This is a genomic window from Salinirubrum litoreum (assembly GCF_020567425.1).
In the GTDB taxonomy this organism is placed as follows: Archaea; Halobacteriota; Halobacteria; order Halobacteriales; family Haloferacaceae; genus Salinirubrum; species Salinirubrum litoreum.
Map to the genome: position 1 here is coordinate 355,891 of NZ_JAJCVJ010000002.1, position 23,633 is coordinate 379,523.

A 23,633-nucleotide genomic window follows, 5' to 3' on the forward strand; every position below is an offset into this window, starting at 1 on the left:
AAAGCGTGTCTGCCTCGCGCGCGAGTCGGCACGCTCGGCGGGCATCGGAGCGAGCGCAGGAAGGGCGGTCGTGTCGGGGTACGCGAACGCAGAACGAGCAGTGTCGTGCCGGCTTACGTGGCCGCGCCGAGGTACAGCACGACGACGAGGAAGACCCAGATGATGTCCACGAAGTGCCAGTACATCGAGGCCGTCGTCACCGAGACGTGGCGTTCGGCGGAGTACTGCCCGCGCAGGCCGCGGACGAAGACGATGCCGATGATCACCGCACCGAGGGTGACGTGGAGGCCGTGGAGGCCGGTCAGCCCGAAGAAGGCCGACGCGAACAGCCCCGAGGTGAGCGTGAAGCCCTTCTCGACGATGAACTCGTAGTACTCCAGCACCTGCCCGCCGATGAACACGAGACCGAGCAGGAGCGTCAGCCCCAGACCCAGCAGGAAGTTGCGGCGGTTATCGTTCCGGATGGCGACGTGTGCCCAGTGGAGCGTGAACGACGAGGCGACCAGCAGGGCCGTGTTCGCCAGCACCAGCGAGTTCACCAAGTCGGGCAGTCCCGTGGTGGACCACCCGGTCCCGGACCTGATGAAGAAGTAGTAGGTGAACAGTGCCCCGAAGGTGCCGATCTCGGAGCCGAGGAAGGCTAACATTCCCCAGCGCAGGCCGGCACCGCCGGAGGAGTCGGCGTCTCTGCTCCAGAAGGTACTGACGAAGGCGTGGTAGAGCCAGCCGTAGATGCCGACGAGGAACAGGCCGACGCTGGCGACAGCGACGCCCACTCCGACCATCGGCCCGACGAGGGGGTTGGTCCCGGTCCCGAGGACGTACAGCGCGGCCGCCACGTAGATGCCGGCCCCGCCGAGTGCCGTCACGAAGGGCCACCACGAGGCCTCACCGAACCCGCGCGGCCAGTCTTCGACCGCCGGGAGGTGGTGCCCGTGATCGTCGTGTGAATCTTCCGTACTCATAGCCACCCCTTGCTATCGAACCGATAAAAATCCATCCACCTCGGTCGGACGCGGGACGGGGGACGTCCGCCACCGTGACAGCCGATCACACGCTCTGGTGGGCGGTTCGCCGGAGTCCCCGAGGTTTTTATCTGCCGACCCCGACCCTTCGTGCGATGGACATTGGTTCGCGGGAGTCGTTCACCCGGATGGGGACGCTCGGGATCGAAGAGGAGTTCTTCATCGTGGACGACGCGGGGCGACCGACCTCGGGCATCGACGACCTGGTCTACGGGAGCGACCCGCCCGCGATGCTCGCCGACCGCCTCGACCACGAACTGTTCAAGTTCACCATCGAGACGCAGACGCCTCGTATCGAAGACCCCGCGAACGCCCGCGAAAAGTTACTCGCCGTCCGTGAGGCGCTCGTCGACCACGCCGACGACCACGGCTACGGGATCGCCGCCGCCGGACTCCACCCCACCGCGAAGTGGCGCGAACTCGACCACGCCGAGAAGCCGCGCTACCGGGCGCAACTCGACCGCATCCAGTACCCCCAACACCGGAACACGACCGCCGGCCTCCACGTCCACGTCGGCGTGGACGACGCGGACAAGGCGACGTGGATCGCCAACGAACTCCGGTGGTATCTCCCGCCGCTGCTCGCGCTCTCTGCGAACTCCCCGTTCTGGAACGGCTTCGACACCGGCCTCCACTCGGCCCGCGCGAAGATATTCGAGGGACTGCCGAACACCGGGATGCCGACGCGGTTCGACGACTACGACGACTACGCCCGGTTCGAGCGCCGGATGGTCGAGACCGGCTCGATCGACGACCGCGGCGAACTGTGGTACGACGTGCGGCCCCACACCGGTCACGGGACGGTCGAGGTCCGGACGCCGGACGCGCAGGCCGATCCCGACGTGGTGCTGGCGTTCACCGAGTTCGTCCACGCGCTGGTGCTCGACCTCGCGGCACACTACGAGGACGGCGAGACCGGCACCGATCCGCGCCGGGAACTGTTAGACGAGAACAAGTGGCGGGCGATCAGACACGGCCACGACGCGAGTTTCGTGACGCCGGACGGCGAGGACACGGTTCCGCTCGGCGAGTTCGTCGTCCGGCAGTCTGACCGACTGGACGTCGACGGGCTCCGCGAAGTCTACGACCGCGAGAGCGGCGCGGAGCGACAGCGCCGAATCCACGAGGAGTCCGGTGTCGACGCACTGTGTGCCGATCTGACGCTGAACTGAGTGTTGGCTCGTCGCCGCTCCACCCCACTCGCCGTGGCCCCGACGCGGGAGCCAAAGATTTTTCACTGGCCGAATTTGACCTACGACAGAGAACGCATGTCTTCGGACGATAGTCACGACACACGGGACGAGGAGGAGTTCCCCGCCGAGGGAGAGGCTGTCGGATCGGAAGGCGGCACGCGCGAGGAACTGCGAAAGACGCGCGAGCGGCTGGAAGAGGAGGCGGACAAGGCGGTCACGGAGTTCGACCAGAGCATCGTCGACCTGCTCGCGTGGCTGCTGGACACCGAGACCCGCGCTCGCATCTACGTCTACCTCAGGCAACACCCCGACAGCACCAGCGACGAGGTAGCCGACGGAACCGGACTGTACCCGAGCACGGTCCGCGAGGCACTCGCCGAGTTGCACGAGGAGGGCACCGTCACGCGCGGCAAACGGGAGAACGCCGGCGCGGGCAACAACCCCTACGAGTACGAGGCCATCGCGCCGAGCGAACTCGTCCGCGGCGTCGTCGGCGACGTGCAGCGCGAACTGAACACGGTGTTCAACCTCGACGACAAACTCGGCGGGGAGTCGGACGAGGACGACCTGCTCGGCAGCGACACGGCCGAGGGGTCGGCCCCGGCGGAGACGGAACCGGTGACGATCACGGTACAGGACGCGGACGACGACGAGGAGTGAGCAGGCCGAGCCGACCTGTTTAAGTTCCGGGCGGGCGTGGCCGGGGTATGAACGTCGCGCTGGGCGGGACCTTCGACCCGGTTCACGACGGCCACCGCGCGCTCTTCGACCGGGCCTTCGAACTCGGCGACGTGACCGTCGGGCTGACGAGTGACGAACTCGCACCACGGACCCGCCACGTCGACCGCTACGTCAGACCCTTCGACGAGCGGAAGCGCGACCTCGTGGCCGAACTCAGCGAGTACGCCGACCGCTACGACCGCGAGTTCGAGGTGCGCGAACTGACCGAACCGACCGGCATCGCCACCGAACCGGGCTTCGACACGCTGATCGTCTCCCCGGAGACGAGAGACGGCGGTCGCCGAGTCAACGAGATCCGCGCAGAACGCGACCTCCCGCCGCTCGACATCGAGGTCGTTGACCACGTCCCCGCCGAAGACGGCGAGCGCATCTCCTCGACCCGGATCGTGCGCGGCGAGATCGACGAACACGGCAACCTGACGCCCGACCGCGAGGGCCGCGCCTCCCCGGCGGAGTACGAAGCGCGGACGAACGAGTAGCTTCTCTGTTCGCTCTCTCTCTCTCTCTGCTACCAGTCGGGGACTTCGAATCCGGCGTCACGCAGGATCGGTTTCCAGTGCTGTTGGACGCTGAGTCGAGCCACGTCCATCGCGTCGGCGACGTCGGTCTGGGTCTGGCCTTCCCCGGCGATCAACGACCCGGCGTACAGAGACGCGGCCGCGATGGCCTGTTTGGATCGGTCGGCCTCGGGGACGTGCGAGAGAAAGAGGTCGGTCGCGTAGGAGCGCGCTTCGGTGCCGAGACCGAGGCGGTCGCTGGCCTGTTCGATCTCGGCCAACCACTCCTCGTTGTCCACCTGATCGCGGGCGCTGTACACGTGTTCGGGTTGGGCGTGATCGTATTTAAACGGTCGTCTCGGAGCGACAGACTCTTTTGCCGGATGGCGGTAGATTTGGGCGAGCGCGGGTAGCCAAGCCAGGCCAACGGCGCAGCGCTTAGGACGCTGTCCCATAGGGGTCCGCCGGTTCGAATCCGGTCCCGCGCATTTTCCGGCTCGACCGAACGGGAGAGCCGTGAAAATCGCTCGGAGGATTCGAATCTCGGGAGTCGCGCGCAGCGAAGCGAGCACGTCTCCCTCCGGTTCGAATCCGGTCCCGCGCAGTGAACGACGCCGACGAGCGAAGCGAGTCGGCAGGAGTGAACGAGCAGGGCCGGGTCGAACCCTGCAGATCGAAAGCCCGGACCGACGAACGCAGTGAGTCGCACGCCCGGACCGATCTGCTCCGGTTCGAATCCGGTCCCGCGCAGTCGCCGAGACTCGCTCACGCCGTGGGCGACCTCGAACCCAGCCACCAGCGATCAGTTGTGCAGTTGGTACGCGCTTCGTAGACACGCCTATTCCTCCCGCAAACGAACATGTTAGCATGGCTCATCAACCACAACTCCCGACCCGATTCGTCTGTGCCAACTGCCAGGTGATGCACGCCGGCACCCCGGTCCACGAGGACGCGGGCGAACACAGCTTCGAGGAACCGGACGCCTGCGGAGCCTGTGGTGAAGACGAGTTCGTCGCCATCGACCACTGGACGCGCTACCACGACTGAGCCGTTCCGACACCCACCTCTCGGATTTCGGAGTGGTCACACTCCACCGGCAGGCGACCGACGCGGGCCGGCAATGCCACAAACCTTTTTCCATCTGTCTGAGTCTGTACGGGTAATGGCGACGCTAGCCGAGTTACTCGACGACCTCGTCGCGGACGTAGACGGGGTCTTTCTCTTCTCCCCGAGCGCCTCGTACTACGAGCGGTTCGACAGCCGCGACGACCTCGTGGTGATCGCACCCGAGAACACCGTCGACGCCGAGACGTTCGTGCGACTCCCGCTGGAGTTCACGAACGTCGAAGACCGGATCAAGTTCGGCATCGAGGGCGCGATGGACGAGAACATCGTGGAGGAGGGCGACACCGTGATCTGTTCGGCGTCGATGTTCGACGGCGACGCCGACACCCTGACGCGAGTCCGGGTCGGCGAGAACATGCGCTCGGGCGTCTACGATCTGATCGTCAACTCGCGTGCGGACCCGAACGTCGTCCGGGACGTCTTCGAGGTCGCGGTCGAACTCGGGAAGAAGGGCCAGAAGGGGAAACCCGTGGGCGCGCTGTTCGTCGTCGGCGACGCCGGGAAGGTGATGAACAAGTCCCGGCCGCTGTCGTACAACCCCTTCGAGAAGTCCCACGTCCACGTCGGCGACCCCATCGTGAACGTGATGCTGAAGGAGTTCTCGCGGCTCGACGGCGCGTTCGTCGTCTCGGACTCGGGCAAGATCGTCTCCGCGTACCGCTACCTCGAACCCGCCGCCGAGGGCGTGGACATCCCGAAGGGGCTGGGCGCGCGCCACATGGCCGGCGGCGCGATCACGCGGGACACGAACGCCATCGCCATCGTCCTCTCCGAGAGCGACGGACTGGTCCGGGCGTTCAAGGGCGGGAAGCTGATACTGGAGATCGATCCGGAGGACTACTGAGATGGTCGGCTCCCTGTTCGGTGGCTCGGTGAGTGTGACGGCCACCGAAACGACACCGCTCGTCACCGCCCGTGAGGTGATTCTCGGTGTTCCCGGCCGAATCTGGCTCGCGCTCGGCATCGTCCTCCTGGGCGTGGTCCTCGGCTACCTCGTGAACCTCGTCAACAGGCGACTCCTCCGACGCGCCGGCGTCCCCGAGTCGATTGAGGGGACCGCCTTCGAGCGCACCGCCCGGAGTCTCGACACCTCGACGGTCGATCTCGTCGGCCAGTTGTCGATGTACTTCGTCGTCGGTCTCTCGATCCTCGTGGCGCTGTCGGTGGCGGAAGTGGACGTGTTGACGGTGTTCTGGGGCGAGGTCGCCGTCTTCCTCCCCGGGCTGTTTCTCGCGGTCCTCATCGTGCTGGTCGGCCTGGTCGTCGGCGACAAAGTCGAGATCGTCGTCCGGGACCGGCTCAGCGGGATCAAACTCCCGCAGGTCGGGATCCTCCCCCTGCTCGCCAAGTACAGCGTCTTCTACGTCGCACTCCTCATCGCACTCGCCACGATCAACGTCCCGATCAGCGCCCTGCTCGTCCTGCTCGGTGGCTACGTCTTCGGGGTCGTCTTCCTCGGCGGGATCGCGTTCAAAGACATGCTCGCGTCCGGTGCGGCGGGTATGTACCTCCTGCTCAATCAGCCGTACAGCATCGGCGATCAGGTCGAGGTCGGCGGCCAGCGTGGCATCGTCCAGGAGGTGGACGTGTTCGTCACGCACGTCGAGTCGGAAGGTGAGGAGTACATCGTCCCGAACCGCAAGGTGTTCGAGAACGGCATCGTCCGCGTCCGGAGCTGAGACGACCGCACGACTCGATTCAGGCCTGCGACACACCTGTTGGGCGAACCCTTTTAGCCGATTCCGCAGAAGCTCTCGGCGATGCGCTCCAGTCGCCGCACCGACAGTGTCGCCCTGACACTCGTCGGCCTGTCGGTCGTCGCCAGTGTCGTCCTCTACGCGACGCTCCCGAGCGAGATGGCGGTCCAGTTCTCCGACGGGACGCCGTCGTCGGTCGTCTCGAAGCCGGTCGGCGCGTTCGCCGTCCCCGCCGTGGGTGTGGTCGTCGTCGTCGGCATCCGCCTCGCACCGCGTCTCGGTCTCGACCGGACCCGGAGTCCCGACCTCGGCGTCCTGCTGACCGGCGTGATCGTCGCGTACGTCCACGCGCTGATCCTGCTGTGGAACACGGGGACGCGCTTCCAGCCGACGCTCGCAGTGCTCCCGCTACTGGTCGTCGTGATCGGGATCACGGTCTACGTCAAAAGTCGCGGAACCGAATCCGGCGTCTGAGTCACTCGTCGGGGGCTTCCAGCGGCCACTCGTCAGTCGCTCTCCAGTCGCTACTCGTCGTCGTCGCTCTCGGCCGACTCCTCACTGGCACCACGCCCCCCGACGATCTCCGCCGGCACACCGGCCACCGTTGCCCCCGCCGGCACGTCTTCGGTGACGAGCGAGTTCGCGGCCACCTGCGCGTCGGCACCGATCTCCACGCCGGGCAGGACGATCGCCCCCGCGCCGATCATCGCCCGGTCGCCGAGGACGACCTCTCCAGTTCTGTACTCGTCCTGCAAGAACTCGTGACACAGCAGAGTCGCGTCGTAGCCGACGATCACGTCGTCGCCGAGCGTGATCAGGTTCGGCCAGAACACGTCCGGCGTCGCCTCCAGCCCCCACGAGACGCCCTCGCCGACCGTGACGCCGATGGCCCGCAGGAGGACGTTCTTCAGTCGGAGACTCGGCGAGATGCGGATCAGCCAGATCAGCGCGTAGTTCCGGGCGACGATCAGCGGCGATCGGTGGTCGGTCCACGACTGGAGGGAGTTGCGCGGGCCGCCGGTCGGGTGGCGAGTGAGTCGGTGGTGGCGACGCTCGCTGTCGGTCGACTCGGCATCCGACTCGCTGTCGGTGTCGTCGACAGTATCGTCGTCCGACCCGGCGTCGTCGGCAGGGACCGTCTCGTCTGTCACACTCGGAGTTGGCGCGTCGGGTACAAGAGTCGGTCGGACGGAGCCCCGGTCAGCCCCCCGCCGGCGACCGGCCGGGCAAGAGCCCCGCGAACCAGCCGTAGGCGACGAGCAGGGTGAGCGTCAACACTCCGGCGACGGTCACGTCGTCGGTCACGACCGTCGGGAGCGACAGCGACGTGCCGGCCGCGACAGCCGCCACGGCGACGAATCCGACGAGGACGAACGCCATGCAGCCGATAGCGTACGCGACCGGGTCGAGATCCTCCGCGACCAGCGCGTGGACGACGAGCGCTACGCCGACGAGAAACGGGACGTGGCGCAGCGGCGTCGTCGGATCGGAGAGGAGGACGTTCGCGCCGAGATACAGCAGGACGACGTAGACGAACGCGGAGAGATACGTGACTGCGGTCGCACGGAGGGGAGACACAGGTCGGCTTCGCCCGAGGTCGGCAAACGCCTTTCGGGTGCGAACAGTTCGGTGAGCCAGAGACGCAGGACTGCTCGCGTCTCAGTCCCGCATCTCGGCGACGTGGTCGATCCGTTTCTGGACGAGGGCCTCGGTCCCGATGTCGTGCCGGACGCGGAGTCCCGCGGTCTCGCCCGCGAGAGCGGCGTCGGCGATCGCCTCCGCCTCCGCGATGGTGTCGGCGACTCCGACGACCGCGAACGACCGGGAGGTGGTCGTCAGGATGCCGTCCTCGCCGGCGTCGACGCTCGCGTAGAACAGCAGTGCCTCGCCGTCACGCCCCTCGCTGGCGGCCACGAGACTCGCCTCGTCGACCGTGACCGGTGCGCCGGCCTCGGGGTCGGTCGGGTAGCCGTCGGGCACGGCGTACTTGCAGACGGTCGCGCGCTCCGCGAACTCGAGTTCCGGGAGCGGTTCGCCGTCTCTGGCGCTCGTGAGCACGTCGACGAAGGGCGTCTCGAGGACGGGCAGGGTGTTCATCGCCTCGGGGTCGCCGAACCGGGCGTTGAACTCCACGACCGTCACGCCCTCGGCGGTCAGCATGAACTGGCCGTAGAGGACGCCCTTGTAGCCGTCCAGTGCGTCGACGGTCGCGTCCAGCACGTCGACTGCTTCGGCGTAGTCCGCGGGCGTCATGAACGGGAGGTGCATCGTCGCGTCGGTGTAACTCCCCATCCCGCCGGTGTTCGGTCCCTCGTCGCCCTCGTAGGCGCGTTTGTGGTCCTGCACTGCGGGCGTTGCGCGGAACTCGCCGTCGGCGACGAACGCCTGCACGGTGAACTCCTCGCCGACGAGTCGTTCTTCGAGGACGACGCCCTCGTACTCCGAATCGCGGAGGTACGCCTTCGCCTCCTCGCGTGTCACCTGATCGCCGATAACCTTCACGCCCTTCCCGCCGGTGAGACCGACCGGCTTGACCGCGAGGTCGCCGTCGTAGTCGTCGATGTAGTCGCAGGCGGCCTCGGTGTCCTCGAACACCGCGAAGTCGGGACAGCCAGGGATGGACTCCTCTTCCATGAACCGCCGCTGGAACGCCTTGTCCGTCTCGATGCGGGCCTGTTCGGCCTGCGGGCCGAAAGTGTAGACGCCGGCCGCGTCGAGGGCGTCCGCGACGCCCGCCGCGAGGGCCGACTCGGGACCGATCACCGCGAGGTCCGCGCCGACCGCCTCGGCGTACTCGACGACTGCACCGGCGTCGGTCTCCGAGAGGACCCGGACCTCCTCTGCGAGGGCGTCGATGCCGGGGTTTCGGTTGCTCGCACAGGCGTACAGGTCGGCGTCGGGGGCGACCGCGCGGGCGATGGCGTGTTCGCGCCCGCCGCCACCCACGAGCAGGACAGTCTCGCTCATGAACGCCCGTGTTCTGCATGGAAGTGTAAACCTTGCTCTTCGAGAGCGACGAGATGTGCAGGATCGTGGATCGTGCCGTCCTGTCGAGCGTGCTCCGTGTCAACACTTATGCGCCGACACGTCGAATCTCCAGCGACACACGGGGACGACGTGATGACGAGACGACTCAGCGTGCGACGGGCGGCGAGAGAGGACGGCCACGGTCACCGGCAGTCGCGTCGTCGTCACGGCCGCGACGGTCACGCGACCGACCGCGTCCGTGACGGCTTCGACGCTCGCCGCGCGTTCGGTGACAGCGTCCAGGTGAGCGACCCGACCGACCGGGCGGAACGCGCCGCGACGGCGACTGCCGACCGCGTGCTCGCCGCCGACGCGGGGACGAGAGACCACGACGCACGCGCCGACGGCGAGTCGACGAACGAGACCGGAGTCGGTAGGCGAGTCGAATCTGCCGCCGAGCGCCGTCTCGGTGCGGAACTCGGCAGGGGCGACCGACTACCGGCCGGCGTCCGATCCGCACTCGAGTCACGGTTCGGCACCGACTTCGGCGACGTCCGAGTTCACACCGGCCCGACCGCGGCCGCCGCGACACGGGCGCTCGACGCTCGCGCGTTCACGGTCGGTCGGCGGGTCGTCTTCGACGACGGCGAGTTCGCACCGCAGACTGCTCCCGGTCGCCGACTGCTCGCGCACGAACTCGCACACGTGAGCGGGCGAGACGAGGGCGACGGTGTTGCGGGCAACGACCGCGGGATGAGCAGAGATCACGGGGCGGGCAGCGACCACGGGACCGTCGGAGAGACGATCCATCGCCAGCCACGTGGCGGGACCGAGAGCGCGGGCGGCCCGGTCCACGCGAGTCCGTCGCCGCGGATCAGATCGCCCGCAATCGAGGAGACGCTCCGACAGGGGAGTGCCGTGCTCGGCGCGAGCGAAGCGGGCCGACCGCTGACCAGCGAGGAAGAAGCTCTCGCACGCCCCATCTTCGGGACCAGTATCGACCTGAGTCGAGTGCGACTCGTCAGCGTCGGCGACGAGGAACGCAGTAGTCGGCAGGCGGGGCTGACCGGCTTCCAGACCGGCGGGACGTACGTCACCATCGGCAACACCATCTACGTCCCGTCGTCGTTCACCGTCGAGAACCGGCGGATGGCCCAGACGCTGATCCACGAACTCGTCCACGTCTGGCAGTACCAACACGGCGGCACCGGCTACGTCTCCGACTCGGCGGTCGCGCAGGTCACCGGCGCACTGGAACACGGCACCCGGAACGCGGCCTACGGCTACACGCAGGACACCCGAACAATCTTCGAGTACCCGCCGGAACAGCAGGCCTCAATCGTCGAGAACTACTTCGCCATGCTCCGGGACCGGCGACTCCTCTCGGGGAGTGGAGGAACGTCCGGCGTCGACTTCTTCTCGAACCACAAGACGAGCGACGGCGGATTGATCCGACTCTCGGCGGCACAGCGTCGCCGGGAGATTCGGGCCGAACTCGCCTGGCACCGGGAGCGCGTCCAGCAGTTGGCCCGCGCGGTGCCGATGACCGACTTCCAACAGCTCCAGCGCCGGACGCAGGATCTGATGGGTGCACGGGACCCGATGCGAGACTTGGTTCCCGAAGAACGTCGGCTGACGCCGCTGAACCCGCTCCTGCAGATCGAGTTCTGACCGGGGTCCGACGACTTTTCCCCGCCAGCGTCCCAACCCGAGAGCATGACAGACAACGCCGGTCGGAACCGACTCGACGCCGAGGAGAGTCCGTATCTCCGCCAGCACGCCGACAACCCCGTCCACTGGCAGCCGTGGGACAGTGACGCGCTCGACGAGGCACAGGAACGGGAGGTCCCCATCTTCCTCTCGGTCGGCTACTCCGCCTGTCACTGGTGTCACGTGATGGCCGAGGAGAGCTTCGAGGACGAGCGGACCGCCGAGATCCTGAACGAGAACTTCGTCCCCATCAAGGTGGATCGGGAGGAACGACCCGACCTCGACCGCATCTACCAGACCATCTGCCAACTGACGACCGGTCGCGGCGGGTGGCCCCTGTCGGTGTGGCTGACGCCGGAGGGCAAGCCGTTCTACGTCGGGACCTACTTCCCGAACGAGTCCCGGCAGGGGATGCCCGCGTTCCCCCAACTGCTCCGGGACATCGCCCACTCGTGGGCCGACCCCGAGCAACGATCCGAGATGGAGAACCGTGCGCAGCAGTGGACGGCCGCCCTGACCGACCAACTGGAGTCGACGCCGGACGCGCCCGGCGAGACGCCCGACGAGTCGGTGTTGGACGACGCGGTGAGCGCGGCGATCCGCAGTGCAGACCGGGAGTACGGCGGCTTCGGCACCGGCGGGCCGAAGTTCCCGCAACCCGGCAGAGTCGAACTCCTGCTCCAGTCGTACGCCGACTCGGGTCGGGAGCAAGCCTTGGATGTCGCTGTCGGGTCGCTCGACGCGATGGCGACCGGCGGCCTGTACGACCACGTCGGCGGCGGCTTCCACCGCTACTGCACCGACCGGAAGTGGGTCGTCCCGCACTTCGAGAAGATGCTGTACGACAACGCCGAGATCCCGAAGGCGATGCTCTCGGGGTACCAGGCGACCGGCGAGGACCGCTACGCGGCGCTCGCCCGCGAGACGTTCGCGTTCGTGGACCGCGAGTTGACCCACTCAGACGGTGGCGCGTTCTCGACGCTGGACGCCAGAAGCGAGGGCGACGAGGGCAAGTTCTACGTCTGGACGCCGAGCCAGGTGCACGACGCGGTGGCCGACGAGACGACCGCCGCCATCTTCTGTGACCGGTTCGGCGTCGAGGAGGGCGGCAACTTCGAGGGCGGCCGGACCGTGTTGACGGTCTCGAAACCGGTCGAGGCGCTGGCGGACGACTACGACCTCGCTGTCCAGGACGTCGAGTCTCGACTGGCCGAGGCCCGCGAGCAGGTGTTCGCGGCGCGGGCGGAGCGCGTCCGCCCGGCCCGCGACGAGAAGGTGCTGGCCGCGTGGAACGGTCTGTTGATCTCGGCGCTGGCACGCGGTGAGCGCGTACTCGGCCCGACCGACGCCGGCGACGATGCGTGGCTGGGGCCGGACGAGTCGGGCGAGGGAGACGGGACTGTCGACTACGCCGGACAGGCGGAAGCGGCGCTGTCGTTCGTCCGCGAGCATCTCTGGGACGCGGAGACGGAGCGACTCTCCCGGCGGTACGCCGACGGCGACGTGAAGGGTGCGGGCTTCCTGGAGGACTACGCCTTCCTCGCGCGGGCCGCGTTCGACCTCTACGGTGCGACCGGTGACGTCTCCCACCTCGCGTTCGCGCTCGACCTGGCGCGCGTGATCGCCGACGAGTTCTGGGACCCCGCCGAGGGGACCATCTACTTCACGCCGGACGACGGCGAGCCACTGGTCGCCCGGCCACAGGAGTTGACCGACCAGTCCACGCCGTCGAGTCTCGGCGTCGCGGTCGGCCTGCTCGCAGATCTGGACCACTTCGTCCCGCACGCGGAGTTCGGCGACATCGCGGATCGAGTGTTGGCGACGCACTCGACGAAGCTCTCGGGCAGTCCGATGGAGCACGTCTCGCTGGCACTGGCGGCCGCGAAGCGGGCGACCGGGAGCGTCGAGGTGACGGTCGCGGCCGAGACGGTCCCGGACGCGTGGCGCGAGCGACTCGCCGAGACGTACCTGCCCGGCGCGGTGTTCGCGCCGCGACCGGCGACCGACGCAGAGTTGGCGGACTGGCTCGACACGCTCGGACTGGACGAGGCACCGCCGATCTGGGCCGGACGGGAGGCGACCGAGGGAGAGCCGACGGTGTACGTCTGTGAGAACTTCACCTGCTCGCCGCCACAGACCGACATCGACGCCGCGCTGGACTGGGTGGCGCAGGGGCGCGAGGACTAACTCGACAGATCGAGACCGCGGATCGAGACGCCGACGCCGGCGTGGGCAGTGTCGACCGTGTCGGTGTCGACGGCGTCCTCGTCGTCTCTCTCGCGCTCCTCGGCATCGACGACGTGGCCGATCACGCGCCCGTCGGTCGCGTCGGCGAGTGACTCCGCGTGCTCCGGCGGGAGCGCGGCGACGAAGCCGGTGCCCATGTTGAACGTGCGGTACATCTCGTCGTCGGCGACGTTCCCCTCGCGCTGGACGAACTCGAACACCGGCTGGGGGTCGTAGTCGTCCGTGACCGAGTAGCGGTAGTCGCCCATCCGGGTGAGGTTCGTCCACCCGCCGCCGGTGACGTGCGCGGCCGCGTGGACGCCGTGGGCGCGCATCGGATCGAGCAGGTCGGTGTAGAGTTCGGTCGGTTCCAGCAGGACCTCGCCGACGGAGCGGCCGGCGTCGTCGGCCGGGAAGGGGTCGTCGTAGTCGTGCTCGCGGGTCGCGGCCTCGCGGGCCAGCGTCAGCCCGTTCGAGTGGATGCCCGAGGAACGCCAGCCGACCAAGGCGTCGCCCGGTTCGGCCTCGCCCGCGAAGATGGCGTCCTTCTCCGCGAGACCGGCGCAGGTGCCCGCGAGGTCGAGCCCTTTCACGACCTCCGGCATCACGGCCGTCTCGCCGCCGACCAAGGCGAGGTCGGCCTGTTCTGCGCCCGCGGCGAGTCCCTGCCCGACCTGCTCGGCGAAGGTGTCGTCGGGTTCGTCGACCGCGAGGTAGTCCACGAACGCGACCGGCCGGACCCCGGCGGCCACGAGATCGTTGGCGTTCATCGCGATGCAGTCGATGCCGACCGTCGAGTAGTCCGCGAGCGCCTCGGCGACCAGCAGTTTCGTCCCGACGCCGTCGGTCGCCAGCGCGAGATAGCGGTCGCCGATGTCCAGCAGGCCGGCGTAGTCGCCCTCGGTCTCGCCGACAGCACCGAGGAGCGCGGCGGTCGCGGTCTCGCTGGCTGCGATGTCGACGCCGGCGTCGGCGTAGGTGAGTTGTTCGTCCTGCTCGTCCGGGTCGGCGTCGTCGCTCATGCTCGGGTGCGCGTGAGGCGAGTGCAAAAGCACAGCGATACTGGCGTGGAGAGAGGGTGGTGGCGACTGGCAACTGTGACCGCGACAGCACCGCAGACCGCGACCGCGACAGCAACCACACCGTGACTCGTGCTAGTGCGAGAAAGCGCACAGCACCGCACCTCGTCCTCCCCAGCCTCGGTCGGCTCTCGGGTCGCCCGACGACACTGGACTGAGCCGGTCAGCTTGCTGACCGGCGAAGGAAGCGCGCACCAAGTCGCGGGCGTCTTCGTGAGCTTGCGAACAGGGCGAGAGCGAAGCTCTCGCCAGCAACCGGCGCGGAGCGCCGGTGACGAAGGCTCGGGAGAGCTTGGCTCTCCCGGTGGTCGAGAGACCGGGGGCTTTCACCCCTTGTTGTCTGCGAGATTCGGCCGAATTCGCTCCGACTGCTTCCACCGAGTTATCTCCGACACGAGCAACCGGCTCCACACTCGAAACACGTCCCGCGTATCAGATCTCGTCGACCTCGATCACCTCGTCGTCGTGGTACGCCGTCACCGTCACACCACCCTCGTCCACAGTAACCTCCAGCATCGACCCGCCACCCATCGGTCGCGTCTCGGTCGCGCTTCCCGGGTTCAGCAGGCGATAGCCGTTCACCCGCGCGTCACGCAGTCGGTGGGTGTGTCCCGCGACGCCGACCGTCCGACTCGGCGGGCCGGTCGCGTTCGCCGCCACGATTCCGGTGACACGCTCGGCGTAGTCGTGTGACTCGTCGCGGTCCCGGCGGTGGCCGTGGGTGACGACGATCCGCCAGTCGGTCTCCGGCACGTCGAACGTGGCGACCCGCGGGAGGTCCACGTCCGGCGGGTCGATGTTCCCCCGGACCGCCGTCAGGTGGCCGTCGGTCCAGTCGCGGAAGCGGTTCAGTTCGACCCGGGAGTCGAAGTCTCCGGCGTGGATCGTGTGGTCCGCCGCCGCGACGCGCCGGCGGACCCACCGGGGCGTCTCGGGTGCGCGGTTCGGGACGTGGGTGTCCGCGACGACTGCGAGTTGCATACCGTCACGACGTCCCACACCCGAAAAGTCGTTGTCCCGGCCGACGAACCGCCCGGTATGGCGCACGTCGTCACCTGCTTCCTCCGAAACGCCGAGGCGGTCCTGCTGGTCCGCCGGGCCGCGGACGCCTCCACCTACCCCGGTCTGTGGGCCGGCGTCTCCGGCTACGTCGAGGGCGACCCCGACCAGACCGAACCGGACGCTCGCCGGGAGACCCGCGAGGAGACCGGCCTGACCGACGCCGACCTGCGACTCGTCCGGGCCGGCGAACCACTGCAGATCGACGACGCCGGTGGGTCGGACGACGTCTGGATCGTCCACCCGTACCTGTTCGAGACCGCCACCCGCACGGTGACGCCGAACCCCGAGATCGCCGAGACCGCGTGGGTCCAGCCGACCGCGATCCTCGACCGCGAGACCGTCCCCGGACTGTGGGACGCCTACCGCCGGGTCGGCCCGACCGTCGCGGACGTGGCCGACGACGACACCCACGGCTCCGCACACATCTCCGTCCGGGCGCTCGCCGTCCTGCGCGACAGCGCCGGCGAGGCCGAGCGTGCAGGCGACACCGATCACCCGGACGGCACCGACGACTGGCAGTCCGTCGTCGAGACCGCCCGCACTCTCCGGGCGAGTCACCCCGGCATGGCCCCGCTCCGAACACGGATCGACCGGGTCCTGACCGAGAGCGACCGGACACCCGAGGCCGTGCGCCGGCGCGCCGAGAACGCCGTGACCGACGCCCTGTCCGCCGACGGCGACGCGGCCGCGGTCGCCGGCGACCGACTCGCCGGACTCGTCGGCGAGCACTCCGACGACCGACCGACGGTCCTCACCTGCTCGCGGTCCGGGACCGTCGCCGAGAGTCTGCGCCGCACCGATCCACACCCGCACGTGGTCGTCGCCGAGTCCCGGCCCGGCGGCGAGGGTGTCGGTGTCGCCGAATCACTCGCCTACGAACGCCGCGAGACCGACAGACGTGACGGGAGCGATCCGAGTGTCGCACTCCTCCCGGACAGCGCGGCCACACAGGCGCTCGCCGACCCCGCGGCGATCGGCGCACCGGCGGTCGACGCCGTCCTCGTCGGCAGCGACGCGGTCCTCCCGGACGCGAGCGTCGTCAACAAGGTCGGGACGCGGGGAATCGCGCTCGCGGCGGCGACCGCCGACGTACCGGTGTTCGTCGTCACCGCCCGCGACAAGATCAGCGGGACCGCCGAGTTCGTCCCGGAGTCGGCCGACGCGACCGACCTGTACGACGGCGACGCGCCACTCGACGTGGTCGCCCCACTGTTCGACCGGACGCCCGCCGAACTCGTCTCGGCGGTCCTGACCGAAGACGGACCGCTGTCGCCAGACGCGGTTCGGTCGGTCGCCGAGGATCACGCCGACCTCGCGGAGTGGCTGTCGGTCGTCGACCGGGCAGGAGGCGACGATCAGGTGGGAGACGAGCCAGCAGGCGACGAGCGGAGACGGTCGTGAGCGTCCCGCTCCCACCACCGGAACGCCCGCTCTCGGACGTGTACGACGCGGCGTACACCGGCGTCCCGAACTGGGACATCGGGCGGCCACAGCGTGCGTTCGTCCGCCTCGCGGCGTCCGGCCTGCTCCGGGGACCCGTCCTCGACATCGGCTGTGGCACCGGCGAGTTGTCGCTGTATCTCGCCCGGCAGGGGTACGACGTGCTCGGGATCGATCTCTCGGAACTGGCGATCCGACAGGCCCGCGAGAAGGCACGCTGGCGGGGCATTCCGGCGGAGTTTCTCGTCTGGGACGCGCTGTACGTCTCCCGACTGGCGGACGCCGGCCTCCGGTTTCGGACCGTGGTCGACTCGGCGATGTTCCACGTGCTGGGCGATGCCGAGCGCGACCGACTCGTGGGCGAACTCCGGGCCCTGCTCCCACCGGGCGGACTCTACTGTGTCCTCGGCGACGCGCGCTGGGACGACAGATCGATATACGGTCTCACGCCGGCGGAACTCCGCCGGCGGTTCGTCGAACGCGGCGGCTGGCGACTCGCGTTCGCCGAGGAGACCGTCTTCGAGCGTCGGTTCAGCAGCAGTCGGGCGTTCTTCGTCGGCCTGCGCCGGGTGTGATCGACTGCACGCCACCGACCGACGACGGCCGGTGTCCGGCGCGTCGGCCGAGAGCGTCAGGAGCCGTCGGACTCGAAGATGCGCGACCGGTACTCCGACTCGGTGATGTCCCCGGCGGCGAAGGCGCGGGCGTCGTCGCTGTCGACGACGATCCGTGCCCGACCGTCGCCGACGCGGGCGGTCACCTGCAGACGTTCGGCGTCGCCGCCGTCCTCGACGTAACCGGCGTACCAGACGGCGACCTGTGTCAGTTCGTCCGCGAGCGCGGCGTTCGACCCGGCCTCGGAGATGTACGACAGTTCCAGCGTCCGGCCGGACCAGCCGAGACTCGTCTCCTCGTACTCGCCCGCGACCTGGCCGTGGAACTCGGCGGCCGTGAGCGTCCCGTCGCTGTTCGGTGCGACCGCGTCGACCGCGCCGTACCGGTAGCCGAGGCCGAAGGGATCGGAGACGACGAACACGCCCGCCGAGGCGAGTCCAGCGATCACGACGACGAGGACGATGACGATCGACGCGCCGGCAGTCGCCCAGTTCTCCCGGAGGAGTTCGAGGTTGCTCGGTCCGCGAATCTCCTCGTCGAAGTCGTGTTCGCTGATCCGAACCTGCTCGAACTCCATGTTGCCACAGCGGGTGCAGGGCGGGTTGTGCTTCGGGACGCTCTTGCCGCAGTTGGTGCAGCGCCACTCGGTGTACGCGCGTTCGGTGGGTGACTCCGACCCCTCGGCGTGGCCGGTGCCGGCGTCGGTGTCGGTATCGCTCATCCGGACTGCTCACCTCGTGTCGGTGAGCGTGCCGGGAGGCGACGAGACGTGGACTCGATCCGGAAGACGGCGTGCATACGTCTCGGAAGGTGCGGCGCGTATTTCGGTCTTTGGCTACGCGATCAGCAACACCGCGACGAGCAGGACGGTGCCGACGGTCAGCAGGTCGGCGACACCCGACTCCCACCCCGCGGTCGGCACCGTGAAGTGCCCGGCAGTCCGCGCGGCGCGGGGGTTACCAGCGACCGCGAGGTCGCCGGCCGACAGCGATCCCCACAGTGCGAGCAACAGTGTCACGACGAGGCCGACGACCGGCGGGAGCGCGACACGGAGAACCGGGCCGAGCAGGACCGCACACCCGACGAAGGTGAGCCACGGCGCGACCGCGATCACCCGGACGACCCACGCGGGCGTCGACTCGTCGATCACGGCGTCGAACTGCCCGAGTGGTGTCCCCTCGCCCGCCCACGTCGGCAGGAGTGTCACCTCCGGGTCCAGCCCGGCCAGTCGGGCCGAGAGCGCGTGCGCCAGTTCGTGAGGAAGGACGGCGACGGCGGCCAGCAGGAGCGTGAGCGGTGTTCTGCGCATGACGACAGGCGGTGTCGTCTCTCGTGGCCCACCGGGCAAAAGCCTCTCGTCGGTCGGCGTTCCACACCAGTCATGCACGTCGCCGACGCACTCGACGCCCGCGAAGGGACCACCTGCGTCGTCGGTGCCGGCGGGAAGAAGACGACCCTCAGAACGCTGGCTGACCGACTCGACCACGCCGTCGTCACCGCGACGGTCCGCATCCCCATCTTCGACGACTGGGTCGAGGACGTCGTCGTCACCGACGATCCACGCTCGGTGGTTGCGTCCTCGCTCGACACGACCGACAACACGGACAGCACCGAGGGCGACGGTCACCGAACCGTCGGTGTCGTCCCGGGACGCGACCGATCCGACCGCTACGCCGGCTACGACCCCGAGGTGATCGACACGCTCGCCGACTGCGGCCGACCGATGCTCGTGAAAGCCGACGGTGCCCGGACGCGCCTGCTGAAAGCGCCTGCGGCCCACGAGCCTCGGATTCCGACGACTGCGACGACGGTCGTTCCGATCGTCGGCGCGCGAGTCGTCGGGAAGCCACTGACCGACGAGTGGGTCCACCGCGTGGACCGCGTCGCCGACGTCACCGGGCTTCGACAGGGCGAGCAGATCGGCCCGGAGGACGTGGCGCGGGTCGTCGCCAGCGACCGAGGCGGACTGAAAGACGTGCCGAGCGACGCGACGGTGATCCCGGTGGTGAACATGGTCGACGACGCGGAACTGGCAGAGACGGCGAGCAGGATCGCAGAGGAGATCCACGTCCGCGCCGACGTGTCGCGGGTCGTCCTCGCGGAGATGCGGGCCGCAGACCCGGTCGTCGCGGTCGTGTGAGGCGCGTTCGACGACGGGGAGACGACTCGGGGTCGGTTCGTGTGGAAGCGTTTTTAGCCGGTGGCGGTACTACCGACAGTCGGTGGCGATGATGACAGTTACCCCCTCCGAGCCCCGTGTGACGACGGACTTTCCAGAGCCACCGTTCCTTCGACGCCGGTGAGGGTCGGCGCGACCGAACCCGAGTGACCTGCCACAGTTCCGCCGAGAGCGACGGCCACGAGAGAGCAGGAGGCGACGACCCGCTCAGAACAGTTCCGCACCGGGACCGATCCGGGTCTGGTAGGCCCGCGCCTCGACACCCGCGTCGGCGAACCCCTCGACCATCTCGCGGGCCACCTTCCGGCGGTTCCCCTCCCGACAGAGTGCCAGCACCGCCGGGCCGGCCCCGGAGACGGTCACGCCTGTCGCGCCCGCCGCGAGCGCACCCTCGCGGACCGTCTCGTAGCCCGTGATCAACTCGGCGCGGGCGGGGGTGACCACCGGGTCGTCCATCCCCTTCCCCGCGAGTTTAGGATCGTTTCTGCACATCCCCGCCGTCAACGTCGCGGCGTTGCCGACCGTCTCGACGACGTCCTCGATGCTGGCCTGCGTCGGGACGACACGCCGGGCGTCCCGCGTCGAGACCGCGATCTCGGGGAGACAGGCGACGACCGGCATCCGGGCGCGCACCGCCGTCAGATCGCCACCCGAAGCGATGGTGAACCCGCCGAGAATCGCCGGGGCGACGTTGTCCACGTGCGCCTCGCCGGAGACGACCGCCTCGCCTTCGCCCGCGACGGGAACGAGTTCTTCCCGCGAGAGACCCCGGTCGTACAGCGCGTTCAGCGCGACCGCCGCACCCGCCGCACTGGCCGCCGAGGACCCGAGTCCCGAGGCCGGGCGGACGCCCTTGTCGATGTCGATGTGGGCCGGGGCGTCGAGTGCCTCCGCGACCGCACCGACCGTGTTCTTGTCGGGGTCCTCCGGGATGTACTGACTGCCCGCGCCCGTGACCGAGATCGTCGTCCGGGGGGCCTTCTCGACGCGGATCACGTCCGCCGGCCGGTCGAGGGCGACGCCGAACACGTCGAAGCCACTGCCGAGGTTGGCGCTCGTCGCCGGTGCCCTCACCGTAATCATGGCCCGTCCTTACCGGAGTCGAGCTAAAAAGGTAGCGACCGCGACCAGTGTTCGGGTTCGTGTCGACGCGCGACAACAGTCGGTGACGAGGTCGGCGAGGGTCGGTCGCCGTGCACGGACACTGCCCGGTTCCGGTCGCCACCAGCTCGCGTCCAGAGCGGGGTTCCCGGTCGTCGGCGATGGAGTCGAGTGACGAGTGTTGCGTGTGCTTTCACAGAGATTGTTGCGTGTGCTTTCACAGACGTTCCGGCGCGCGCGACTGACGCGCGCGAGGGAGGGGTCACGGGCGGTGCGGAGAGTGACCCCGAGGCTGGGGAGGACGAGGTGCGGATGCGGTCGCTGTGCTGTGCGGTCGCGGTTCCGCTGGTAGCCGCGCTACGACGAGTAGCGGTGCTGGTGCTGTCGCGGTTTGCGGGACAGTAGCAGTCGCGGGTCTCTACGCTCGTCGCGCACTCGCCGAAGACACTACCGAACCGATTTCAGAACGCTCGACGCTCTCAGCCGATGTACCGCAGGTCGTCGTCCGAGGGCATCCCGCTCTGCTGGCCCTGCATCTCCTGAATCTTCGAGACGACCTCCTCCATCTCCTCGGCGCGTTCCTCCATCGAGTCGAAGTTCACCTCGAAGCCGATGGCGGTCTGCATCACTTCCAGCACGGCACGCGCGCTCTTCGGGTCGACCAGATAGCCCGAGGTCTCGCCCATCAGACACGCCGCCGGGATCGCTCGGCGCTTGCCGAGACCGAGCAGGAGCCCCGAGACGCCGACGATGCCGCCGGCGGGTTCGTCCTCGCGGAACTCCACGCCCGCGTCTTCGAGGTCGGCGAGTTGGTCCGACTCGGTCACCGCGCCGATGACGGTGTACTCTTCGATCAGTTCGCCGGTCGGCACGCCGCCGAGCGCGAAGACCCGCGAGACGCCGAACTCCTCGGCGACGTCGAGGAAGGCGTCCGCGAGGCGGTAGTGACCCGCGTTGCTCTGTGCCTGGTGATCGCCCGTGAGAACCAGCAGATCGGTGCCGTCGGCGTCCACCGCGTGAATCTCGGCGTGGGTCAACTCCGCGACACCCTCGTCGTCGATGGAGACCTGCGGCGGGAAGTCGTCGGTGTAGATGCGCCGCACCAACTCGCCGTCGAACTCGTCGAGCAGGTGTTCGGCCGCGAGTTTCCCGACGTGGCCGACGCCGGGCAGTCCCTCGATGAACACCGGGTCCGAGAGCTCCGGGTTCGCCAGCGTCTCGACCTCGATTCCGTCCATACCCCTACTCGCGGTCGCGCCGTTTAAGAGCGCGTCGGTACTCGCCGTGGGGGTCTGCGGGGTCGAAGCGTGCGGGTGCGGAGTTGACGGCGTCGCTGCCGCACGCCGGACAGGTAGAAGTGAGCGTGTACACCGGGCGGTCGTGGGCCTCGCGCCACGCCGAACAGACCCGGATGTCCGAGTGCATCTACTCGTCGTCTTCGTGTCGCTCGCGGTGGTACTCGGCGGTCCCGCCGCGCGACTCGATCTCCGCTTCGGCGCGGGCGACCGCGTCCTCCAGTGCCGCCTCGGCCGTCTTGTAGTTCGGCGCTTTGACCTTGATCCGGTACTCCGGGGACCCGACGTACGCGACCGTCAGTTCGATCTCGTCGGAGTCGCCCTCGCCCTCGGCGGCTTTCAGCGCCTCTTTGATGTGGTCGACGCCGTCGCCGGTCGGACAGCGCAGGTCGACGTAGCCCGTGACGTTGACGTACGGGACCGAGACGTTCTCGCGGGCCGTCTCCACGATGGCGTCGATCTCGTCGTCGTCGAGGTCCACATCGTCCAGCGCCTCGGTGCCGTGGATGGCCGCCTCCTCGAACCCTTCGTAGAGGCCACCGAACTCCGCGAGCAGGGCGTTGGCGACGGCGGTGTACTGCTCGTCGGCCATGTCCTCGCCGAACGCCAGCGCCATCCACTTGTCGGCCTTCTGCTCGTTCTTCCAGTCCTGGATCTTGTCCTTGCGCTGGTGCTCGTTGACGTCCTTGATCGACAGGTCGATCTGCTGGGAGGACTCGTCGACCTCCAGCACCTTCGCGACGACCGTCTGTCCGGTCGAGACGTGATCGCGGACGTTCTTGATCCAGCCGGAGGCGACCTCGCTCACGTGGACGAGTCCACGCTTGTCCTCGTACTCCGAGAGGTCGACGAAGACGCCGAAGTCCTCGATCTCGTCGACCTTCCCGACCACGAGGTCACCCTTCTCGGGCCAGCCGCTGTACTTCATGACGAGGTCACCCGCTCAGGCCTCGTTCCGCTCGGCGCGTTTCTCGACCGTCTCGACGACCTCGCCGGTGAACTCCGCCTCGCCGCCGGTCGGGGTCGCCAGCGTGGACCCACAGACGGCGCAGTTCACGACCGACGCGGCCTTGCCGAAGACGATCTGCTCGTTGCCACAGTCCGGACAGGCGACCTTGTAGTAGCTCCCAGCCATTATTCTTGGAACTCCAGTCGACCGGCGCGCCATCCCTCGCGCATGTGGGCCTTGCCGCAGTCGGCACAGCGGTACTTCAGGTGGGTCTTCTTCGTCGGCTTGTCCCCACCGGGCACCTTCGAGAAGCGACCCGCGTTCCCGATGACCTTCTTCCCGCGTTTCTGGGCACGCGCGTCCCACTTCATCCCGGTCTGGCGTCCGCGTCGGACCTTCTCCACCTCGTGTTCGTGGTGGGCGTCACAGTGCGGACAGTACGTGTTGAATCGGCGTGGCATCTGCATAGATATCTACCTTAGGGCGTCGTTGGACACGGCGCGTTAAAACGGGTTTGGTTTGCCGGGAGGACGGTCCTGTGCCGTGGTGACAGGAAACGAGGAGGAGTATGAGGTGGGTTCGGACGGGGACGCTGGAGCTGTGAACTCGGTCAGGTCGGTCGTGGACAACTCGGTCAGGTCGGTCGTGGACAACTCGGTCAGGTCGGTCGTGGACAACTCGGTCAGGTCGGTCGTGGACAACTCGGTCAGGTCGGTCGTGGACAACTCGGTC

The 23,633-nt window shown here is 68.5% G+C and carries 27 protein-coding genes and 1 tRNA gene; 13 read left to right on the top strand and 15 right to left on the bottom strand.

Going from position 1 to position 23,633, the window contains the following annotated elements; translation table 11 throughout:
• Positions 1-113: 113 nt before the first annotated feature.
• Positions 114-965 carry a cytochrome c oxidase subunit 3 gene (locus LI337_RS10445; RefSeq protein WP_227229783.1) on the bottom strand — a complete coding sequence of 284 codons (852 nt, stop codon included), beginning with the start codon at positions 963-965 and terminating at the stop codon, positions 114-116.
• 155 nt (positions 966-1,120) lie between these two features.
• Here LI337_RS10445 and LI337_RS10450 point away from each other — a divergent pair, with 155 nt between their 5' ends.
• The 3 genes from LI337_RS10450 to LI337_RS10460 all read left to right on the top strand — a co-directional run bounded on the left by LI337_RS10450 (position 1,121) and on the right by LI337_RS10460 (position 3,438).
• Positions 1,121-2,197, top strand: coding sequence for a glutamate--cysteine ligase (locus LI337_RS10450; RefSeq protein WP_227229784.1), 1,077 nt, complete (start codon positions 1,121-1,123; stop codon positions 2,195-2,197).
• Between the two features lie 96 nt (positions 2,198-2,293).
• Positions 2,294-2,878, top strand: coding sequence for a winged helix-turn-helix domain-containing protein (locus tag LI337_RS10455; protein ID WP_227229785.1), 585 nt, complete (start codon positions 2,294-2,296; stop codon positions 2,876-2,878).
• Between the two features lie 47 nt (positions 2,879-2,925).
• Complete coding sequence (locus LI337_RS10460) at positions 2,926-3,438, top strand: phosphopantetheine adenylyltransferase (RefSeq protein ID WP_227229786.1); 513 nt, start codon at positions 2,926-2,928, stop codon at positions 3,436-3,438.
• A 29-nt stretch (positions 3,439-3,467) separates the two neighbouring features.
• Here the strand turns inward: LI337_RS10460 and LI337_RS10465 are convergent, their stop codons facing one another.
• Entirely contained in the window at positions 3,468-3,776 is a 309-nt protein-coding gene (locus LI337_RS10465; RefSeq protein ID WP_227229787.1) for a cyclin family protein, read from the bottom strand.
• Between the two features lie 83 nt (positions 3,777-3,859).
• Between LI337_RS10465 and LI337_RS10470 the strand changes: the two genes are divergently transcribed.
• The 5 genes from LI337_RS10470 (at position 3,860) to LI337_RS10490 (ending at position 6,752) form a co-directional block, all read left to right on the top strand.
• Positions 3,860-3,944: transfer RNA gene (locus LI337_RS10470), tRNA-Leu, on the top strand.
• Positions 3,945-4,323: 379 nt separating this feature from the next.
• Entirely contained in the window at positions 4,324-4,503 is a 180-nt protein-coding gene (locus LI337_RS10475) for a hypothetical protein (RefSeq protein WP_227229788.1), read from the top strand.
• A gap of 115 nt (positions 4,504-4,618) precedes the next feature.
• Positions 4,619-5,425 (top strand): diadenylate cyclase, encoded by an 807-nt coding sequence (gene dacZ, locus LI337_RS10480; RefSeq protein ID WP_227229789.1) that lies wholly within the window; start codon positions 4,619-4,621, stop codon positions 5,423-5,425.
• Between the two features lies 1 nt (position 5,426).
• Positions 5,427-6,260: a mechanosensitive ion channel family protein gene (locus tag LI337_RS10485; protein WP_227229790.1), complete on the top strand. Its 834-nt coding sequence runs from the start codon at positions 5,427-5,429 to the stop codon at positions 6,258-6,260.
• Between the two features lie 81 nt (positions 6,261-6,341).
• On the top strand, positions 6,342-6,752 hold the full coding sequence (locus tag LI337_RS10490; protein ID WP_227229791.1) for a DUF1648 domain-containing protein: 411 nt from the start codon (positions 6,342-6,344) through the stop codon (positions 6,750-6,752).
• 50 nt (positions 6,753-6,802) lie between these two features.
• Here the strand turns inward: LI337_RS10490 and LI337_RS10495 are convergent, their stop codons facing one another.
• The 3 genes from LI337_RS10495 to purD form a co-directional block, all read right to left on the bottom strand.
• Positions 6,803-7,429: an acyltransferase gene (locus LI337_RS10495; RefSeq protein ID WP_227229792.1), complete on the bottom strand. Its 627-nt coding sequence runs from the start codon at positions 7,427-7,429 to the stop codon at positions 6,803-6,805.
• A 49-nt stretch (positions 7,430-7,478) separates the two neighbouring features.
• Positions 7,479-7,856: a hypothetical protein gene (locus LI337_RS10500; protein WP_227229793.1), complete on the bottom strand. Its 378-nt coding sequence runs from the start codon at positions 7,854-7,856 to the stop codon at positions 7,479-7,481.
• Positions 7,857-7,937: 81 nt separating this feature from the next.
• Positions 7,938-9,245 (bottom strand): phosphoribosylamine--glycine ligase, encoded by a 1,308-nt coding sequence (gene purD / locus LI337_RS10505; RefSeq protein WP_227229794.1) that lies wholly within the window; start codon positions 9,243-9,245, stop codon positions 7,938-7,940.
• A 153-nt stretch (positions 9,246-9,398) separates the two neighbouring features.
• On the opposite strand from purD, the gene LI337_RS10510 reads away from it, so the two are divergent.
• Together LI337_RS10510 and LI337_RS10515 are read left to right on the top strand one after the other, a co-directional pair.
• Complete coding sequence (locus LI337_RS10510; protein ID WP_227229795.1) at positions 9,399-10,916, top strand: eCIS core domain-containing protein; 1,518 nt, start codon at positions 9,399-9,401, stop codon at positions 10,914-10,916.
• A gap of 45 nt (positions 10,917-10,961) precedes the next feature.
• A complete protein-coding gene (locus tag LI337_RS10515; protein WP_227229796.1) occupies positions 10,962-13,142 on the top strand; it encodes a thioredoxin domain-containing protein in 2,181 nt (726 codons plus the stop codon).
• Here the strand turns inward: LI337_RS10515 and purM are convergent.
• On the bottom strand, positions 13,139-14,203 hold the full coding sequence (purM, locus tag LI337_RS10520) for a phosphoribosylformylglycinamidine cyclo-ligase (protein WP_227229797.1): 1,065 nt from the start codon (positions 14,201-14,203) through the stop codon (positions 13,139-13,141). The two genes, LI337_RS10515 and purM, sit on opposite strands and share 4 nt — an antisense overlap.
• A 489-nt stretch (positions 14,204-14,692) precedes the next feature.
• Entirely contained in the window at positions 14,693-15,241 is a 549-nt protein-coding gene (locus LI337_RS10525; RefSeq protein WP_227229798.1) for a metallophosphoesterase family protein, read from the bottom strand.
• Between the two features lie 57 nt (positions 15,242-15,298).
• Between LI337_RS10525 and LI337_RS10530 the strand changes: the two genes are divergently transcribed.
• Together LI337_RS10530 and LI337_RS10535 are read left to right on the top strand one after the other, a co-directional pair.
• Positions 15,299-16,723: an eIF2B alpha/beta/delta subunit family protein gene (locus LI337_RS10530; RefSeq protein WP_227229799.1), complete on the top strand. Its 1,425-nt coding sequence runs from the start codon at positions 15,299-15,301 to the stop codon at positions 16,721-16,723.
• Complete coding sequence (locus LI337_RS10535) at positions 16,720-17,337, top strand: class I SAM-dependent methyltransferase (protein WP_227229800.1); 618 nt, start codon at positions 16,720-16,722, stop codon at positions 17,335-17,337. Before LI337_RS10530 ends, LI337_RS10535 begins: the two co-directional genes overlap by 4 nt.
• A 56-nt stretch (positions 17,338-17,393) precedes the next feature.
• Here the strand turns inward: LI337_RS10535 and LI337_RS10540 are convergent, their stop codons facing one another.
• The gene (locus LI337_RS10540) at positions 17,394-18,098 is read right to left on the bottom strand and encodes a DUF8159 domain-containing protein (RefSeq protein WP_227229801.1); all 705 of its coding nucleotides are present in this window, start codon (positions 18,096-18,098) and stop codon (positions 17,394-17,396) included.
• Between the two features lie 114 nt (positions 18,099-18,212).
• Entirely contained in the window at positions 18,213-18,686 is a 474-nt protein-coding gene (locus tag LI337_RS10545) for a hypothetical protein (protein ID WP_227229802.1), read from the bottom strand.
• Between the two features lie 72 nt (positions 18,687-18,758).
• On the opposite strand from LI337_RS10545, the gene yqeC reads away from it, so the two are divergent.
• Positions 18,759-19,517, top strand: coding sequence for a selenium cofactor biosynthesis protein YqeC (gene yqeC, locus LI337_RS10550; RefSeq protein WP_227229803.1), 759 nt, complete (start codon positions 18,759-18,761; stop codon positions 19,515-19,517).
• A 246-nt stretch (positions 19,518-19,763) separates the two neighbouring features.
• On the opposite strand, the gene LI337_RS10555 is transcribed toward yqeC, so the two are convergent.
• The 6 genes from LI337_RS10555 to LI337_RS10580 form a co-directional block, all read right to left on the bottom strand.
• Positions 19,764-20,639: a homoserine kinase gene (locus LI337_RS10555; RefSeq protein ID WP_227229804.1), complete on the bottom strand. Its 876-nt coding sequence runs from the start codon at positions 20,637-20,639 to the stop codon at positions 19,764-19,766.
• Positions 20,640-21,136: 497 nt separating this feature from the next.
• Entirely contained in the window at positions 21,137-21,895 is a 759-nt protein-coding gene (locus LI337_RS10560) for a proteasome assembly chaperone family protein (protein WP_227229805.1), read from the bottom strand.
• A 4-nt stretch (positions 21,896-21,899) separates the two neighbouring features.
• Positions 21,900-22,082: an RNA-protein complex protein Nop10 gene (locus LI337_RS10565; protein ID WP_227229806.1), complete on the bottom strand. Its 183-nt coding sequence runs from the start codon at positions 22,080-22,082 to the stop codon at positions 21,900-21,902.
• Positions 22,083-22,880: a translation initiation factor IF-2 subunit alpha gene (locus LI337_RS10570; RefSeq protein WP_227229807.1), complete on the bottom strand. Its 798-nt coding sequence runs from the start codon at positions 22,878-22,880 to the stop codon at positions 22,083-22,085. It abuts the gene before it with no gap.
• A gap of 15 nt (positions 22,881-22,895) precedes the next feature.
• On the bottom strand, positions 22,896-23,087 hold the full coding sequence (locus LI337_RS10575) for a 30S ribosomal protein S27e (protein ID WP_227229808.1): 192 nt from the start codon (positions 23,085-23,087) through the stop codon (positions 22,896-22,898).
• Positions 23,087-23,368, bottom strand: coding sequence for a 50S ribosomal protein L44e (locus LI337_RS10580; protein ID WP_227229809.1), 282 nt, complete (start codon positions 23,366-23,368; stop codon positions 23,087-23,089). Before LI337_RS10580 ends, LI337_RS10575 begins: the two co-directional genes overlap by 1 nt.
• Positions 23,369-23,633: the final 265 nt, after the last annotated feature.